This is a genomic window from Blastococcus sp. SYSU DS0539 (assembly GCF_054050855.1).
Window position 1 is genome coordinate 214,637 of sequence record NZ_JBJHAF010000002.1, and the last position, 15,303, is coordinate 229,939.

At 73.0% G+C, this 15,303-nt stretch carries 16 protein-coding genes; 14 read left to right on the forward strand and 2 right to left on the reverse strand.

Annotated features, from left to right (window positions below; translation table 11 throughout):
• Positions 1-161 precede the first annotated feature (161 nt).
• The 14 genes from ACI790_RS03230 to ACI790_RS03295 are packed head-to-tail and all read left to right on the forward strand — an operon-like array spanning position 162 to position 13,272.
• Positions 162-1,346: an ABC transporter substrate-binding protein gene (locus tag ACI790_RS03230; protein WP_456568345.1), complete on the forward strand. Its 1,185-nt coding sequence runs from the start codon at positions 162-164 to the stop codon at positions 1,344-1,346.
• Between the two features lie 48 nt (positions 1,347-1,394).
• Positions 1,395-2,282 carry a branched-chain amino acid ABC transporter permease gene (locus tag ACI790_RS03235; protein ID WP_456568346.1) on the forward strand — a complete coding sequence of 296 codons (888 nt, stop codon included), beginning with the start codon at positions 1,395-1,397 and terminating at the stop codon, positions 2,280-2,282.
• Positions 2,279-3,211 carry a branched-chain amino acid ABC transporter permease gene (locus tag ACI790_RS03240; protein ID WP_456568347.1) on the forward strand — a complete coding sequence of 311 codons (933 nt, stop codon included), beginning with the start codon at positions 2,279-2,281 and terminating at the stop codon, positions 3,209-3,211. The genes ACI790_RS03235 and ACI790_RS03240 overlap by 4 nt, the downstream gene beginning before the upstream one ends.
• A complete protein-coding gene (locus ACI790_RS03245) occupies positions 3,201-3,956 on the forward strand; it encodes an ABC transporter ATP-binding protein (RefSeq protein ID WP_456568348.1) in 756 nt (251 codons plus the stop codon). The genes ACI790_RS03240 and ACI790_RS03245 overlap by 11 nt, the downstream gene beginning before the upstream one ends.
• Positions 3,937-4,680: an ABC transporter ATP-binding protein gene (locus ACI790_RS03250; RefSeq protein ID WP_456568349.1), complete on the forward strand. Its 744-nt coding sequence runs from the start codon at positions 3,937-3,939 to the stop codon at positions 4,678-4,680. Before ACI790_RS03245 ends, ACI790_RS03250 begins: the two co-directional genes overlap by 20 nt.
• Positions 4,677-6,323: an AMP-binding protein gene (locus ACI790_RS03255; RefSeq protein ID WP_456568350.1), complete on the forward strand. Its 1,647-nt coding sequence runs from the start codon at positions 4,677-4,679 to the stop codon at positions 6,321-6,323. Before ACI790_RS03250 ends, ACI790_RS03255 begins: the two co-directional genes overlap by 4 nt.
• Positions 6,320-7,372: an alcohol dehydrogenase catalytic domain-containing protein gene (locus ACI790_RS03260; protein ID WP_456568351.1), complete on the forward strand. Its 1,053-nt coding sequence runs from the start codon at positions 6,320-6,322 to the stop codon at positions 7,370-7,372. The genes ACI790_RS03255 and ACI790_RS03260 overlap by 4 nt, the downstream gene beginning before the upstream one ends.
• Positions 7,365-7,760 carry a Zn-ribbon domain-containing OB-fold protein gene (locus ACI790_RS03265; protein ID WP_456568352.1) on the forward strand — a complete coding sequence of 132 codons (396 nt, stop codon included), beginning with the start codon at positions 7,365-7,367 and terminating at the stop codon, positions 7,758-7,760. Before ACI790_RS03260 ends, ACI790_RS03265 begins: the two co-directional genes overlap by 8 nt.
• Entirely contained in the window at positions 7,753-8,901 is a 1,149-nt protein-coding gene (locus ACI790_RS03270; RefSeq protein WP_456568353.1) for a thiolase, read from the forward strand. The genes ACI790_RS03265 and ACI790_RS03270 overlap by 8 nt, the downstream gene beginning before the upstream one ends.
• Positions 8,902-8,917: 16 nt before the next feature.
• On the forward strand, positions 8,918-9,370 hold the full coding sequence (locus tag ACI790_RS03275) for a MaoC/PaaZ C-terminal domain-containing protein (RefSeq protein WP_456568354.1): 453 nt from the start codon (positions 8,918-8,920) through the stop codon (positions 9,368-9,370).
• Complete coding sequence (locus ACI790_RS03280; RefSeq protein WP_456568355.1) at positions 9,367-10,554, forward strand: acyl-CoA dehydrogenase family protein; 1,188 nt, start codon at positions 9,367-9,369, stop codon at positions 10,552-10,554. Before ACI790_RS03275 ends, ACI790_RS03280 begins: the two co-directional genes overlap by 4 nt.
• Positions 10,551-11,348: an enoyl-CoA hydratase/isomerase family protein gene (locus ACI790_RS03285; protein WP_456568356.1), complete on the forward strand. Its 798-nt coding sequence runs from the start codon at positions 10,551-10,553 to the stop codon at positions 11,346-11,348. The genes ACI790_RS03280 and ACI790_RS03285 overlap by 4 nt, the downstream gene beginning before the upstream one ends.
• Before the next feature lie 28 nt (positions 11,349-11,376).
• Positions 11,377-12,603, forward strand: a complete 1,227-nt coding sequence (locus ACI790_RS03290; RefSeq protein ID WP_456568357.1) for a CoA transferase — start codon at positions 11,377-11,379, stop codon at positions 12,601-12,603.
• 24 nt (positions 12,604-12,627) lie between these two features.
• Positions 12,628-13,272 (forward strand): flavin reductase family protein, encoded by a 645-nt coding sequence (locus tag ACI790_RS03295; protein WP_456568358.1) that lies wholly within the window; start codon positions 12,628-12,630, stop codon positions 13,270-13,272.
• A gap of 44 nt (positions 13,273-13,316) precedes the next feature.
• Here ACI790_RS03295 and codB read toward each other — a convergent pair whose 3' ends face one another.
• Together codB and ACI790_RS03305 are read right to left on the reverse strand one after the other, a co-directional pair.
• Positions 13,317-14,618: a cytosine permease gene (codB, locus tag ACI790_RS03300; protein ID WP_456568359.1), complete on the reverse strand. Its 1,302-nt coding sequence runs from the start codon at positions 14,616-14,618 to the stop codon at positions 13,317-13,319.
• The gene (locus ACI790_RS03305; protein ID WP_456568360.1) at positions 14,615-15,109 is read right to left on the reverse strand and encodes a nucleoside deaminase; all 495 of its coding nucleotides are present in this window, start codon (positions 15,107-15,109) and stop codon (positions 14,615-14,617) included. The genes codB and ACI790_RS03305 overlap by 4 nt, the downstream gene beginning before the upstream one ends.
• Positions 15,110-15,303: the final 194 nt, after the last annotated feature.

Sequence of the window (15,303 nt, forward strand, 5' to 3'; positions counted from 1 at the left end):
AAGGTGGTGACGGTCGCCGGAAACGATCGCGGTCGTACCTCTTGACGTGTGACCACACTCACTCGTACGTTCCCGGAACGAACGATCGTTCGTGCGGCGACGGCGTCGCTCGACGGGAGCCGGCCGCCAGGCGGGGCACCGATCAGGACGGGAGAAACCACATGCGGGTGCAGACAGGCAACCGGCTGGTCGTCACGGTGGCCGCGGCCACGGCTGCGGTCGTCGTGACGGGTTGCGGGACGAGTGAGAGCGGCTCCGGCGGCGGGTCGGCGGCCGCCGGCGGCGGCGGCGGCGAGGGGTACGCCTGCGATGCCGAGGAGGTCACCATCGGTGGTCTCTGGGCGCAGAGCGGCCCCCAGGCCGCCTACGGCGAGTGGTTCGCCAACGGCACCGAGATGGCGGTCGAGGACATCAACGCCGACGGCGGGATCGGGGGACAGACCCAGATCCGGCTCGAGGTCGAGGACACCCGGGCGCTGCCCGAACCGGCCGTCGTCGCCTTCCAGGGCATGGTCTCCGACGGCATCCAGTACGTGCTGAGCTCCTTCTCCAGCCAGACGCTGGCCCTCGCGCCCATCGCGGCCAACGAGGAGGTCGTCCTCATCAACGGGGGAGCGCAGAGCGACGCCCTCGGCGAGCAGGGGCCCTTCCTGTTCAACACCATCCCGCTGCTCCGGAACGAGAGCGTGGCGCTCGCGGAGAAGTTGCGCGAGGACGGGGTCAGCAGCGCCGCGATCATCTACACCAGTGACGACGGCGGTGAGGCGGCCCGGGAGAACTTCGAGGAGGCGTGGATCGAGCAGGGTGGCGAGATCACCGGGATCGAGAGCGCGGAGTTCGGCGGTACCGACTTCCGCTCCCAGCTGACCAAGCTGCGCGCCACCGACCCCGAGGTGCTGGTGCTCGGCGCGTTCGGCCAGGACTCGGACAACATCATCAGCCAGGTCCGCGAGATCGGCTGGGACGTGCCGCTGGCCAACACCTCGTGGGTGGCGATCCCGGCGGTGCTGGAGAACCCGGCGGCCGAGGGCCTGCGGCTCACCACCATCCCGTTCGAGCCGGGCGAGGAGTTCCAGCAGGAGTACGAGGAGAAGTACGGCGAGGCCCCCGAGAGCGCCTTCATCGGCAACTACTACGACGGCGTCATGGTCTTCGCCGAGGCCTTCGAGCACGTCTGCGACTCCGGTGCCGAGACGGTGAGCGGTGCTGCCCTGGCCGACGCGATCCGGGAGATCGGCACCTTCGACTCCGTCTACGGCTCCGAGCTGACCTTCGAGGAGGGCACCGCCAGCCGCCCGATCGAGCTCGCCGTCATCGAGGGTGGCGCGGTCCGGTCCGTCGAGTAACCGGATTCCGGCCGGCCGGGGCGCCGCACTCATCATCGAAGGAGACGCATGGATCTCTTCGTCCAGCTGCTGCTCAACGGGCTCGTCGCGGGCAGCCTGTACGCGCTCGTCGCGGTCGGCTTCGCGCTGATCTTCGCGGCGACCCGGCACTTCCACATCGCGCACGCCGCGGTCTTCGCCGCCGGCGGCTACTTCGCCTACTACCTGGTCGACTTCCTGCCGGTCGGGCCGGCGGTGGCCGCCGCGCTGCTCCTGTCGGTGCTCCTCGGCGTGGCGCTCGTGACACTGCTCTACCGGCCCCTGGAGCGGCGCGGGGGAGCGGGCTTCGTCCTCTTCCTCGTGTCGCTGGGGGCGCTGATCGTCATCGACAACATCTTCACGGTGCAGCTCGGGGCCCGGCCGGCCCGTCTCGCGGCGGGCGGCTGGTTCACCACGACGGTCGGGCTGGGTCAGTGGTCGCTGATCGCCGGGCAGGTGGCGCTCATCGCGGTCACGTTCCTGCTCTTCGGGGCGCTGGTCGCACTGCTCGCGAAGACGCGGATGGGCAAGCTCGTCCAGGCCTTCTCCGCGAACCCGGAGTTCGTCCAGATCGTCGGCCGCAAGCCGCAGGTGGTCCTGGTCGTGGTGTACGCGCTCGGCTCCCTGCTCGCCGCGGTGGCCGGGGTCTACGTGGCCGCGGACACCGGGATGCAGCCGGGCCTCGGCGAGACGTTCTTCATCGTCTCGGTCATGGCCGTGATCATCGGCGGCATCGGCAGCATCACCGGAGCCTTCGTCGCCGCGATGCTGCTCGGCCTGCTGCAGAACGTCCTGCTCCTCGTCATGGGAGCGGAGTGGACGCTCGCGGCGATCTTCGTCCTCTTCCTCGTCCTGATCACGGTGAGCCCCGAAGGGCTGGCGAAGATCAACCTCCGGAGGGTCAAGGCCTCGGCATGAACGAATACGTCCTCTCCATCGCCACGCTGATCGCCATCTACGCGATCCTCTCGGTCTCCCTGAGCCTGCTCGTGGGGCACACCGGCATCTTCTCGATGGCGCACGCCGCGCTCTTCGGGGTCGGTGCCTACACCTACGCCGTCCTGACCGTCCAGTTCGGCTGGGCCCCCGGTCCGGCGCTCGTCGTCGCCCTGCTGCTCGCGGCGCTGGCCGGCGCGGTGATGGCCATCCCGTCGCTGCGGGTGTCCGGTGACTACTTCCTGGTGGCGTCGTTCGCGCTGCAGGTCGTCGCCGGCAGCGTCTTCGAGAACTGGACGTCGGTCACCGGCGGCACGGGCGGCATCCCCGGCATCGAGCGCCCGGCCATGGGTCCGCTGGACTTCGGCGAGAGCGGCGCCTTCCTCGGGCTCGCCGTCGTCGTGGCGCTGCTCGTCGCCGGCGTCTCGCTGTGGCTGGTCCGCTCGCCCTACGGGCGGATGCTGCACGTGGTGCGCGACGACGAGATCGTCGCCGCGACGCTCGGCAAGCCGGTCCGCTTCGCCAAGGTCTCGATCACCGTCCTGGCCGGCGCGTTCGCCGGGCTCGCCGGCGTGCTCTACGCCCAGTACCTGCTGTACCTCAGCCCGGGCACCTTCGAGGTCGCCACCTCGGTCTCGATCATCACGATGGTGGTGCTGGGAGGCATGACCTCGGTGGTGGGCGCGGTGATCGGAGCCGCGGTCATCGTGCTGATCCCGCAGGGGCTGCGGCAGCTCGACATCGCCAGCTCCGCGGCCGGCCCGCTCGAGCAGGTCTTCTTCGGCCTGCTCCTCATCCTGCTGATGTTCGTGCGCCCGCAGGGCCTGCTGGGCGGCTCCCGGCGGCGCCCGGTCCGGGCGAAGGACAAGGTCGGCGACGCAGCCGAGGGGAAGGCCGTCCATGCTGCTTGAGGTAGAGAACGTCTCGAAGAGCTTCGGCGGCCTGCAGGCGGTCAAGAACGCCACGTTCGAGGTGCCGGAGGCGCAGGTCACCGGGTTGGTCGGCCCGAACGGTGCGGGCAAGACGACGTTGTTCAACATGATCTCGGGGACCATCCGGGCCGACGCCGGGTCCATCCGGTACCGGGACCAGGACATCACCGGCCTTCCGCCCCAGGCCCGGATCGGACGCGGGATCGCGCGGTCGTTCCAGGACGTGCGGCTGCTGCCCCGGCTGACCGTCCTCGAGAACGTGGTGGTCGGGGTCCAGGGGCAGCCCGGTGAGCGGCTGCGCACCGTCTTCACCCGCCCCTGGCGGGCCCAGCGCAGCGAGAAGGAGAGCCTCCGGCGGGCGGCGGAGTGCCTCGACTACGTGGGCATGCCGGCGTCGATCCACCACGAGCTCGCCGGCAGCCTCTCCTACGGCGAGCAGAAGCTCGTGTCGATCGCCCGGCTGCTCGCCACGGGAGCGGATCTGCTGCTGCTCGACGAGCCGACGTCCGGGCTGGACGAAGGATCCCTCGACGAGTTCCGCGCGGTCCTCCGGCGGCTCATCGCCGAGGGTCGCACCGTGCTGCTCGTCGAGCACAACATGCTGCTGGTCCGCGAGCTGTGCGACCGGGCGGTGTTCCTGAGCACCGGTGAGGTGCTGGCCGTCGACGCCCCGGACCGGCTGATGGAGAACGAGGAGCTGCGCAATGTCTACTTCGGTGCCTGACAGCGGCGTGGCCGCGACCGACCGGTCGTCATCGACCGTGCCGCTGCTGCGCCTCGACGACGTGCACGCGGAGGTCGCCGGCCAGCCGGTCCTGCGGGGGGTCTCGCTCGACGTGGCGGAGGGGGACTTCGTCGCCGTCCTCGGCCACAACGGTGCCGGCAAGAGCACCTTGCTGCGCACCGTGCTCGGCCTCGTGCCGGTGCGCAGCGGTCAGATCCTGCTCGGCGGGGAGGACATCACCCGCACCGCGACGCCGCAGGTCGTGCGCAAGGGGGTGAGCCTGGTCCCCCAGCAGCGCGGCTACTTCGAGAACCTCTCCGTGGCCGACAACCTGACCTTCGGTGCGCGCACCGAGGGCCGGATCGGCCTCGACGAGATCTACGAGCTGTTCCCGGTCCTGCGCGAGCGCCGCGGGCAGCTGGTCGGCACGATGAGCGGCGGGCAGCGGCAGATGGTCGCCATCTCGATCGCCCTCATGTCCAGCCCGCGACTCCTCCTGCTGGACGAGCCGTCGGTGGGGTTGCAGCCGAACCTGGTCGCGCGGGTCATGGAGGTCGCCACGCAGGTCAACACCGAGTACGGCATCACGGTGGTCCTGGTGGAGCAGAACATCGAGAAGGTGCTGCAGGTGGCCCGCCGGGTGGTCGTGGTCAACCAGGGGCTGGTGCAGCTGGACGCGCCGGTGGCCGAGGTCACCGCCGACCGGATCTGGCAGCTGCTGTGAGCGCCGCGATCGGTAGCGGTGCGGGCCTCGCGATCCCGCACGAGCTCACCTTCCCGGCGATGCTGGAGTGGCTGGCCGCCGAGCGCGGGGACGACCTCTGCCTCGTCGACGGCGACCGCGCGACCACCTTCGCCGAGCTCGACGACCGCGCGCGGCGGCTGGCGGCCGGGCTGGCCGACCTCGGCGTGGGACGCGGCGACGTGGTGGCCGTCTGGTTGCCCAACACCACCGCCTGGGTCGAGCTGGAGTTCGCCGCCGCCCGGCTGGGCGCACTGGTGCTGAGCGTGAACACCAAGCTGCGCTCGCACGACGTCAGCCAGCTGCTGCACCAGGGACGGGCCGACGTCCTGGTGCTCTGGCCGTCCTTCCACGGCATCGACTTCCTGGGCATGCTCGACCGCCTGGCGGAGGACCCGCCCGACTCGCTGCGGCACGTGGTGCTGATGGGCGACCCCGTGCCGCCGGAGCGGGTGCCGGCCGGGCTGCGGGACCGGGCCCGGCCGTACGAGGACCTGTTCGGCGCCGGCCGGCACGAGGAGTGCGCCGCCGCCCCGGAGCTGCCGTCCAACGCCTTCACCTCCTCGGGCACCACCTCGGCGCCCAAGCTCGTGCTGCACGACCAGCAGGCGCTGGTGCGGCACGCGCACGCGGTGGCCGGCGCCTTCGGCTACCGAGCGGCCGACGCGGTCGTGCTCGGCATGCTGCCGTTCTGCGGCGTCTTCGGCTTCAACACCCTGATCGCCGCCATGGCGGCGGGCCGCCCGCTGGTGATCCAGGCGGTGTTCGACGGCGAGGAGGCCGTCGGGCTCATCGAGCGCCACCGGGTCACCCACACGACCGGTGCCGACGAGATGCTCCGCCGGATCCTCGCGGCGGCCGAGCCGGCCGCGCGGATCGGCTCCCTCCGCGAGGGGGCGTTCGCCAGCTTCGGCGGCGATCCGCACGCCCTGGTCGCGGCGGCGCAGGCGCTGGGCACGACGTTCTTCCAGACCTACGGGTCCAGCGAGGTGCAGGCGCTCATGACCTATCCGGCGCCGGACGCGGACGTCGCACGGCGCAGCCTCGGCGGCGGCGTGCCGGTGGACCCGGACATCTCGTTCCGCGTCCGTGACACCACCACGGGCGAGCTGGTCCCCGAGGGCGAGGGCGAAGGGGAGATCGAGATCGCCGGCCCCAACGTGAGCATCGGCTACCTGCACCAGCCCGAGGCGACGGCGCGCAGCCGCACCGACGACGGCTGGTTCCGGACCGGCGACCTGGGGCGGCAGCTGCCCGGCCGCGACCTGGTCTACCTCGCCCGGCTCGGCGACGCGCTGCGGCTGGGCGGCTTCCTGGTGGGGCCCCGGGAGATCGAGTCCTACCTGGAGACGCTCCCCGGGGTCGGCGCGGCCCAGGTCGTGGGGGTGACCCGCGAGGACGGCGACGTCGCGGTCGCGTTCGTGCTGGGCGACGGTTCGCACCCGCTGGCCGAGGACGAGCTGCTGGCTGCGTGCAAGGCCGACCTGGCCCGGTTCAAGGTGCCGCGACGGGTCCTCGTCGTGGACGAGTTCCCGACCACCCGCAGCGCCAACGGCGACAAGATCCAGCGCGTGCGGCTGCGGGAGACCGCGACCGCCGTGCTCGACGAGGAGACGACGCGATGACCACCACCCGGATGCGCGCCATCCGCATGCACCGGTTCGGCGGCCCCGACGTGCTGGCCGAGGAGCAGGTCCCCGTCCCGGCGCCCGGACCGGGGCAACTTCTGATCGAGGTCGCCTACTGCGGCATCTGCCGGCACGACCTGCTCACCCGCGCCGGCGCCTTCCCGTCGATCTCGCTGCCGCTCACCCTCGGCCACCAGGTCAGCGGCCGCGTGGTCGAGGTCGGCTCGGCGGCCGAGGGCTTCGCCGTCGGCGACCGCGTCATGACGATGATCTACACGGGGTGCGGGACGTGCCCGCGGTGCCAGGAGGGCAACGACGCGCTCTGCGTCGGGACCCGGCCGCAGTTCCTCGGCGAGGACCGCGACGGCGGGTACGCGGAGTACGTCGCCGTCGAGGCGCGGGTGACCGTGCCGCTGCCCGACGCGGTGTCGCTGCCCGAGGCGGCGATCGCCACCTGCACGCTGGGCACCGCTTACCACGCGATTGCCACCCGCGGCGCAGTGCAGGCGGGCGAGACGGTGGCCATCACCGGGGCCAGTGGTGGCGTCGGCGTCCACGCGGTGCGGATCGCCCGCATGCTCGGCGCGACGGTCGTCGGCATCGTCTCCAGCGAGGAGAAGGCCCGGTCGGTCGAGGCGGCCGGCGCCGACCACGTGCTGGTCTCGCCGACGCGCACGTTCGCCAGGGAGCTGCGCGGCCGGCTCGGCCGGCAGGTGGACGTGGTCGTCGACGTCGTCGGTGCGCCGACCCTCCGGGAGTCGCTGCACGCGGTCCGGCCGGGGGGCCGGGTCGTCGTCGTGGGCAACGTGGAGGGCAAGGAGGTCTCGATCCCGCCGGCCTACCTGATCCTCAAGGAGATCGCGCTGCTCGGCACCAAGTCGTGCACGACGACGGAGATGACGGCGCTGCTCGACGCCGTCGCCTCCGGGCGGCTGACCGCCGAGGTGACCGACATCGCCCCGCTCGAGGGCGCGCGTGGCGTCCACGAGGACATGGAGGCCGGGCGCGGCAGCGGCCGCTCCGTGCTGGAGGTGGCCGGTGGCTGACCCGGCGGCGGCCGGGGACGTCGGTCCCAGCCGGCACTACTTCGAGGCGCTGCGCGCGGGCCGGCTGCTGTACCAGCGGTGCGAGCGGTGCAGCTCGGCGGTCTTCCCGCCCCGGGTGCTGTGCCCGGTGTGCAGCGCCGACGTGCTCCGCTGGGAGCCCAGCGCCGGCGCGGGCACCGTCTACTCGGCCAGCACGCTCTCGCCGCGGGACGAGGCCGCCTACACCGTCGTCCTCGTCGACCTGGACGAGGGATTCCGGGTCATGAGCGTGGTGGACGGGCCGCACGCACCGCTGGGCGCGCGGGTGCGGCTGACGCCGCAGCCGGTGGACGGGCCCGCGGGGGACGCGCGCCTGGTCGCCGTCGTCGAGGGGGCGCCCGATGAGTGAGCTCAGCGGGCGGACGGCGGTCGTCGGCGTGGGGGAGGACGGCATCGGCCTGGCCGTGCAGGGGAGCACCCCGCTGGACCTGGTGGCGCGCGCCACGCGGGTGGCGCTCGAGGACGCGGGCCTGGCCATGTCGGACGTCGACGGCCTGTTCACCGCGTCGGCCTACTACCAACTGCCGGCGCTGGACATCGCCGAGTACCTCGGGATCCGGCCGCGCCACACCGACAGCACGGCGGTGGGCGGCAGCTCGTTCGTCTCGCACGTCGGTCACGCCGCGGGGGCCATCGCCGCCGGTCTGTGCGACGTCGCGCTGGTCGCGTACGGCAGCACCCAACGGTCGGACTCCGGCCGGCTGGTCTCGCAGTCGGAGGGGTCACCGCACGAGCGCCCGTACCGGCCCCGGTACCCGGTGACGATGTACGCGCTGGCTGCCGCCCGGCACATGCACCAGTACGGGACCACTCGGGAGCAGCTCGCCGCCGTCGCGGTGGCGGCCCGGCAGTGGGCGCAGCGGAACCCGGCCGCGTTCGCCCGCGATCCGCTGACCGTGGACGACGTGCTCTCCGCGCGGATGGTCTCCTCCCCGCTGACCGTGCGGGACTGCTGCCTGGTCACCGACGGGGGTGGCGCGCTGGTCCTGACGTCGGCGGAGCGCGCCGCGGACCTGCGCCGGCCGCCGGTGTACCTGCTGGGCCACGGCGAGGCGCACTGGCACCGCAGCATCACGAACATGCCCGACCTCACGGTCACCGCCGCGGTCGACTCCGGCCGGCGGGCCTTCGAGCAGGCCGGGCTGACCCCGGCTGACGTCGACCTGCTGGAGCTCTACGACGCCTTCACGATCAACCCCGTCCTCTTCCTGGAGGACCTCGGGTTCTGCGCGAAGGGCGAGGGCGGCGACCTCGTCGCCTCGGGCGCGATCGCACCGGGAGGCCGCCTTCCGGTGAACACCAACGGCGGCGGCCTCTCCTACTGCCACCCGGGCATGTACGGGATCTTCGCGCTGGTCGAGGCGGTCCGGCAGCTCCGCGGCGAGGCGGGGGACCGGCAGGTGCCCGGCGACGTCGCGCTGGTGCACGGCAACGGCGGGGTGCTGTCCAGTCAGGTGACCGCCCTGTTCGGCACGTCCCCGACCCGATGAGAGGGAGCGATCCGCAGTGAGCCTGTTCTACGAGGATCTCGAGATCGGTCAGGTGCTCCGCACGCCGGCCCGGACGGTGACCGAGACCGACCTGGTCACCTTCTCCATGCTGTCGGGCGACTGGGCCGCAATCCACAGCGACGCGGAGTTCGCGCGCGGCACCTTCTACGGGCAGCGGGTGGTCCACGGGCTGTTCGGCCTCTCGATGCTGACCGGCCTGATGGAGCGCGCCGGGTGGTTCTCCGAGTCGGCGCTGGCCATGCTGGACATCGAGCGGTGGGCCTTCTCGAAGCCTATCTTCGTCGGCGACACGCTGCGCGGGCAGATGGAGGTGCTCTCCAAGCGGTTGACCAGCGCCGGTGACCGGGGGATCGTCGGCCGCCGGTTCACGCTGCTCGACCAGCGCGACGAGGTGGTCCAGACCGGCGACATCGGCATGATGATCAAGACGGCCGGACCGCGTCCGTGATCAGCTTCGAGCTCGACGACGAGCAGCGGGAGCTGCAGGGGCTGGCCCGTGAGGTGGCCGCCGCGGTGCGGCCCCAGGCCCGCCGCTGGGACGAGGAGGAGTCCTTCCCGGAGACCTCGCTCGACGTCCTCCGGTCCTCGGGTCTGCTGGGGTTGACCGTGCCGGTCGAGCACGGCGGCCGCGGGAAGGGCGTGTTCGAGGCATGCCTGGTGCTGGAGGAGATCGCCGCCGGCTGCATGGCCACGGCGATCGTGGCCCAGATGTTCCTCAACGGCCCGCCGCGGGCCCTGGCCGTGGTGGGTACGGCCGAGCAGCGCGCCCGGCTGCTGCCCGGCGTCGCCCGGGGCGAGCGGTACTTCGCGATCGCCATGACCGAGCCCGGCGCCGGCTCCAGCGGCACCGAGCTGACCACCCAGCTCGGCCGTGGGGCCGACGGCGTGCTGCGGCTCAACGGGGCCAAGTGCTACATCACCGGCGGCGACCGGGCGGACACCCTGCTCGTGTTCTGCCGCGCGCCGGGTTCCTCGGGTGCCCGAGGCATCGGCGCCGTGGTGGTCGAGCGCGGCCAGGCCGGTTTCGAGGTCGTCGACACGTCACCGAAGATGGGCAGCCGCGGCGTCGCCGAGGCCACTCTGCGCTTCGAGGACGTCGAGGTCGACGACGCCCAGGTGGTGATCCCGCCGGACCCGGGCTCCACCGCCGGCGCCCGGCTCCTGCTGCGCCAGTTCAACCCCGAGCGGTGCGGCAATGCGGCGATGTGCATCGGGGTGGCGCGGGCCGCGCTCGAGGACTCGGTCGCGTACACCGGGCAGCGCGAGCAGTTCGGCCGGCCGATCGTGGAGTTCCAGGGCCTGCAGTGGAAGCTCGCCGACATGGCGGTCCGCATCGAGACCGCGCGGCTGGCGCTGTGGCGGGCGGCGGTCTCGTCGGAGGACGGCTTCCCGGCGCTGCGGTACACGGCCGTGGCCAAGCTCGTGGCGAACGAGGCGGCGCAGTTCGTCACCAACGAGGCGATCCAGCTGCACGGCCACCGCGGCTACACGCGGGACGCGCCGGTGGAGCGGTACTTCCGGGACGTGCGCGGGATGGCGTTGGCCGGCGGCACCTCGGAGATCCTGCGCAACCTCATCGCCGAGCAGGTCGCCGGCCGGCGGTTCGCCCAGCGCCCGGAGGTGAGGGCATGACCGGGGGTGAGGGCGTGACCGGGGGAGTGCACAGCCGGATGGACGACGACGGGGTCGCCGTGGTCACCCTCGACCGGCCCCAGGCCCGCAACGCGCTGGACTGGGCGGCCTGGGAGTCACTCGGCCGGCAGCTGACCGAGCTGGATCGCGACGACGTGCGCGCGGTCGTGCTCACCGGTGGCGACCGCTGGTTCTCCGCCGGCGGGGACGTGACCTCGATGGGCTCGCACCCCGGCGGGGGAGTGACCGCGCCCGCGGCCCGGGTGCGGCTGGCGCATCGCGTCGTCCGCGCGCTGTCCGCGTGCCGTGCGCCGGTGATCGCCGCCGTCGAGGGGTTCGCCGTCGGGGCCGCGTGGGGGCTGGTGCTGTCCTGCGACCTGGTGGTCGCCAGCCGGGAGGCGTTCTTCGCCGCCCCGTTCGCCCAGCGCGCGCTCGTCGCCGACGCCGGGCTCGCCTGGTCGCTGTCCCGGCACGTGGGGCACCAGCGCGCCGCGGAGCTGCCGCTGCTGGGCGAGCGGCTGCCGGCGACCCGCGCGCACGAGCTCGGGCTGGTCAACCGGCTCGTGGCGCCCGGCGAGGCCGGGGAGACCGCCCTGGCGCTGGCCCGCGGGCTCGCCGCCGGGCCGGCCGACGCGATCGCGCTGACGACCTCGCTGCTGCGCCGGGCGCCGGACCGGACGCTGGACGGCTTCCTCGACGACGAGCACGTCGCCGTGGCGCTCAACGGCCACAGCCCCGATCTCGCCGAGGGACGGCAGGCGTTCCTCGAGAAGCGTCCGCCCCGCTTCCGGTGAGGCGGCCCAGCAGGAGGAGGTGCGCGCGATGACCGGTATGGAGACGACGTCCGGACGCCCGCTGGCCGATCTGTCGGTCGTGGAGTTCTCGTCCTTCGTCGCCGGCCCGTCGGCCGGCATGACGCTCGCCCAGCTCGGCGCGCAGGTGGTCCGCATCGATCCGCTGGGCGGCGGCAACGACCACCACCGCTGGCCGGTGGCACCCGACGGCGCGAGCATCTACTGGGCGTCGCTCAACAAGGGCAAGCGGTCGGTCACCGTCGACGTCCGCTCCGAGGCCGGGCGGGAGCTGGTCACGGCCCTGGCGACGGCGGGCAGCGGGGTCTTCCTCGACAACGCCGTCGGGCAGCGGTGGCTGTCGTACGAGGTGCTCTCGGCCCGCCGCCCCGACCTGGTGCACGTCCGCGTGCAGGGGCACCGGGACGGGCGCCCGGCCGTCGACTACACCGTCAACGCGGAGGTCGGCGTCCCGCAGATGACCGGCCCCGAGTCGATGGAGGGGCCGGTCAACCACGTGCTGCCGGCGTGGGACCTGCTCACCGGGGCCACCGCGGCGGTCGGGCTGCTGTCAGCGGTGCACGAGCGATCGGTGACCGGCCGCGGCGCCCACCTGGAGATCGCGCTCGCCGACGTCGCGCTCGCCGGTGTCGCCAACCTGGGCTGGCTGGCCGACGCCGAGCTGAGCGGCCGCGACCGGTCGCGGCTGGGCAACCACGTCTACGGCAGCTTCGGCACCGACTTCGCCACGGCCGACGGCCAGCGCCTCATGGTGGTCGCGCTGACCGAGAAGCAGTGGCGTGCGCTGTGCCGCGTGACCGCCACCGAGGACGTGTTCCGGGCGCTGGAGCGGGCACTGGACGCAGACCTGGACAGCGAGTCGGAGCGCTACCGGCTGCGGGAGACGATCGCCGCGGTGCTGCGCCCCTGGTTCGCGGCCCGCACCCTGGACGAGCTCGCCGGCCGGCTCGACGCCTCCCGCGTGCTGTGGAGCCCGTACCGGACGGTGCGCCAGGCGGCGGCACGGTTCTCGTCGGACGAGGACCCGGTCGTCCGGCACGTCGACCAGCCGGGGATCGGCCCGATGCTGGCCGCCGCCTCCCCGCTGCGCTGGCCGGACGGCGGGCTCCCGCCGCAGCCGGCGCCGCGGCTGGGAGCGGACACGGCAGAGGTGCTGACCACGCTGCTGGGTCTCACCGACGCGGAGCTCGGCCGGCTGGACGACCAGCAGGTCATCCGGCTCGGCCCGGCCGGATGACCGGCCACGAGAGGTAGGACGGCCATGTACTACGACAGCGAGCGACGCACCGGCGGGGAGGAGGACGCCGGTCTGCCCTGGAACCCGTTCAAGGCGCTGGTGGCGCCACGGCCCATCGGCTGGATCTCGAGCCTCACGCCGGACGGTGTGGTCAACCTGGCGCCTTTCAGCTTCTTCCAGGCGGTGGCCGACCGGCCCGACGTGGTCGTGTTCAGCACGGAGGTGGCGGAACCGGCGCCGGGCGTGCCCGGCGACGGGGAGCGGAAGGACTCGCACGAGAACGCGACGGTGCACGGCGAGTTCGTCTGCAACCTGGTCTCCTACGACCTGCGCGAGGCCATGAACACCACGTCGCTGCGGCTGCCGCCCGAGGAGAGCGAGGCGGCGCACGCAGGGCTGCAGCTGGTGCCGTCGCGGCGGGTGGCCCCGCCCCGGGTGGCCGGTGTGCCGGCGGCGCTGGAGTGCGTCGTGGTCGAGTCCCGGCCGGTCCTCCACCGGGGCGGCGAGCACCGCTTCCACCTGGTGTTCGGAGAGGTCGTGGGCATCTACATCGACGACCGCTTCGTCCGGGCCGGCCGGGTGGACACGGCCGCGATGCAGCTCGTCGGCCGCCTGGGGTACGACGAGTACTCGGTGCTGGACCGCACCTTCCGGATGGCCCGGCCCTGACCGTCGGACGCCCGGCCCCGACGGGCCGGGCGTCCGACGGCCGGTCAGGCGGTCGCCGCCGCCGGCCGGCGGCCCCGCTGCACGGCCAGCACCCCGGCGACGGCGACGACGACGCCGATCACCGGCGGGATGAACCACCCGGCCTCGCTGCTCACCCAGGCGGCGAAGGCGGCCACCACGTAGACGGCGATGTTGCGCCACTCGACCGCAGGCAGCGCCGACGTCGCCGGCATGCCGTTCCGCCAGCGGGCCACGAAGTCCCCGATGACCACGCCGCCCAGGGGTGGGATCAGGATGCCCAGCCACACCAGGTAGTCGATGAGGTTGTCGTAGATGCCGGTGATGGCCAGCAGCGTGCCCAGGACCACGCCGCCGATGACGAAGGGCTTCTTCGACCGCGAGTTGGCGATCTCCGCGCCCGCGACGCCGAAGTTGTAGGCGGTGTTGTCGTTGGTCGTCCAGAGGTTGGCCACCAGGAAGACCAGGCCCCAGCCGACCAGCCCGAGCTGGTAGAGGACGAGGACGAAGTCGCCCTCGCCGAACGCCAGGGCGCCGATCGCGCCGAATCCGAGCATCAGCAGCTCGCCGATCAGGAACGCCACCACGCAGGCCCAGAAGCCGACCGTCGGCGTTCTCGCGAACCGGGTCCAGTTCGGCGCCTGGGTGCCGCCGGAGGCGAAGGTGCCGACGACGATGGTGACCGCGGCGGCGATCGGCATCGTCGACCCGGGCTGGATGGCCGCCAGGCCGCTCCAGCCGCCCACCTCGTCCAGCGACCGCCAGGTGACCCAGCCGGCCAGCACGAGCATCAGCGGCACCGACACCACCGACAGCGCGTACATGCCCTTGTAGCCGTAGTAGGCCGTGACGCCCATGACGGCGCCGCCGGCCACCATCAGCGCGATCTCGGTGGGGCGCCCCTGCCACTCGAGGGCGCTGGCGGTGAGGCCGGCGAGCGTGGCGACGGTGACGCCGTACCAGCCGACCTGGGTGCCGCCGAGCAGCAGCGAGGCGAGCTTGGCGCCCCGGGTGCCGAGCGCGAACCGGCACATCATCACCGTGGTCAGGCCGGTCCGCGCCCCGATGCCGCCGATCGCCGCGACGTAGACGCCGAGGACGGCGCTGCCGAGGAGCAGCACCCAGATCAGCGAGCCGACGTCGAACGCGGCGCCGATCTGCGCGCCGGCGAGCATCGTGGGGGTGAAGAAGGTGAAGCCCAGCAGGACGATCGCCAGCGAGAACAGCGACCGCCGGGCGTGGCCGGGCACCGGGTCGATCGGGTAGTCGGGGTCGACGTCGGCCGGCGTGGGGGAGACGTCGTCGCGACCGGTGACGCGGCTGCTCATCGGTCCGCCTCCGGCTGTGCGGCGGTGTCGTCCTCGCCGATGTCCTCGTTCCACAGCGCCGGGTGGGCGGCGATGAAGTCGCTCATCAGCCGGGTGCACTCGGGGTCGTCGAGCACCAGCACCTCGACGCCGTGCTCGGCCAGCCAGTCGTGGCCGCCGGAGAAGGTCTGCGCCTCGCCGACGACCAGCCGGGAGATGCCGAACTGGCGGACCAGCCCGCTGCAGTACCAGCACGGGGACAGGGTGGTGACCATCGTCGTCCCCCGGTACGAGGACTGCCGGCCGGCGTTGCGGAAGGCCGAGGTCTCGCCGTGCACGGAGGGGTCGTCGTCCTGCACCCGCCGGTTGTGGCCGCGGCCGAGCACCGCCCCGTCCGCCCCGATCAGGGCCGCGCCGATCGGGATGCCGCCCTCGGCCAGGCCGGCGCGGGCCTCCTCCACGGCGATCCGAAGCCAGGAACGGGCGGTCGCCTCGTCCAGGGGATCCGTCATCGATCGTCGTCCTCTCCTCGCCGGTCGTACGACCGGGCGTCGGGGTCATCCGGACCCGGTCTACGGGAACTGTGTAACGGACATGTTGCGTTCTGTGGTCGCCGAGCAGGGTGGCGGCGCGCGTCGCCCTCGGACGCCGCGGCGCGGTTGCTCCTCCGGCGAACGCGGGTCAGTGTGCCCGTGAGCGCCATCAC

Excerpts from the sequence above, each read along its gene's own strand:
- ACI790_RS03230 (WP_456568345.1), top strand. The coding sequence starts at position 162 with ATGCGGGTGCAGACAGGCAACCGGCTGGTCGTCACGGTGGCCGCGGCC.
- ACI790_RS03235 (WP_456568346.1), top strand. The coding sequence starts at position 1,395 with ATGGATCTCTTCGTCCAGCTGCTGCTCAACGGGCTCGTCGCGGGCAGC.
- ACI790_RS03240 (WP_456568347.1), top strand. The coding sequence starts at position 2,279 with ATGAACGAATACGTCCTCTCCATCGCCACGCTGATCGCCATCTACGCG.
- ACI790_RS03245 (WP_456568348.1), top strand. The coding sequence starts at position 3,201 with ATGCTGCTTGAGGTAGAGAACGTCTCGAAGAGCTTCGGCGGCCTGCAG.
- ACI790_RS03250 (WP_456568349.1), top strand. The coding sequence starts at position 3,937 with ATGTCTACTTCGGTGCCTGACAGCGGCGTGGCCGCGACCGACCGGTCG.
- ACI790_RS03260 (WP_456568351.1), top strand. The coding sequence starts at position 6,320 with ATGACCACCACCCGGATGCGCGCCATCCGCATGCACCGGTTCGGCGGC.
- ACI790_RS03270 (WP_456568353.1), top strand. The coding sequence starts at position 7,753 with ATGAGTGAGCTCAGCGGGCGGACGGCGGTCGTCGGCGTGGGGGAGGAC.
- ACI790_RS03285 (WP_456568356.1), top strand. The coding sequence starts at position 10,551 with ATGACCGGGGGTGAGGGCGTGACCGGGGGAGTGCACAGCCGGATGGAC.
- ACI790_RS03290 (WP_456568357.1), top strand. The coding sequence starts at position 11,377 with ATGACCGGTATGGAGACGACGTCCGGACGCCCGCTGGCCGATCTGTCG.
- ACI790_RS03295 (WP_456568358.1), top strand. The coding sequence starts at position 12,628 with ATGTACTACGACAGCGAGCGACGCACCGGCGGGGAGGAGGACGCCGGT.
- codB (WP_456568359.1), bottom strand. The coding sequence starts at position 14,618 with ATGAGCAGCCGCGTCACCGGTCGCGACGACGTCTCCCCCACGCCGGCC.
- ACI790_RS03305 (WP_456568360.1), bottom strand. The coding sequence starts at position 15,109 with ATGACGGATCCCCTGGACGAGGCGACCGCCCGTTCCTGGCTTCGGATC.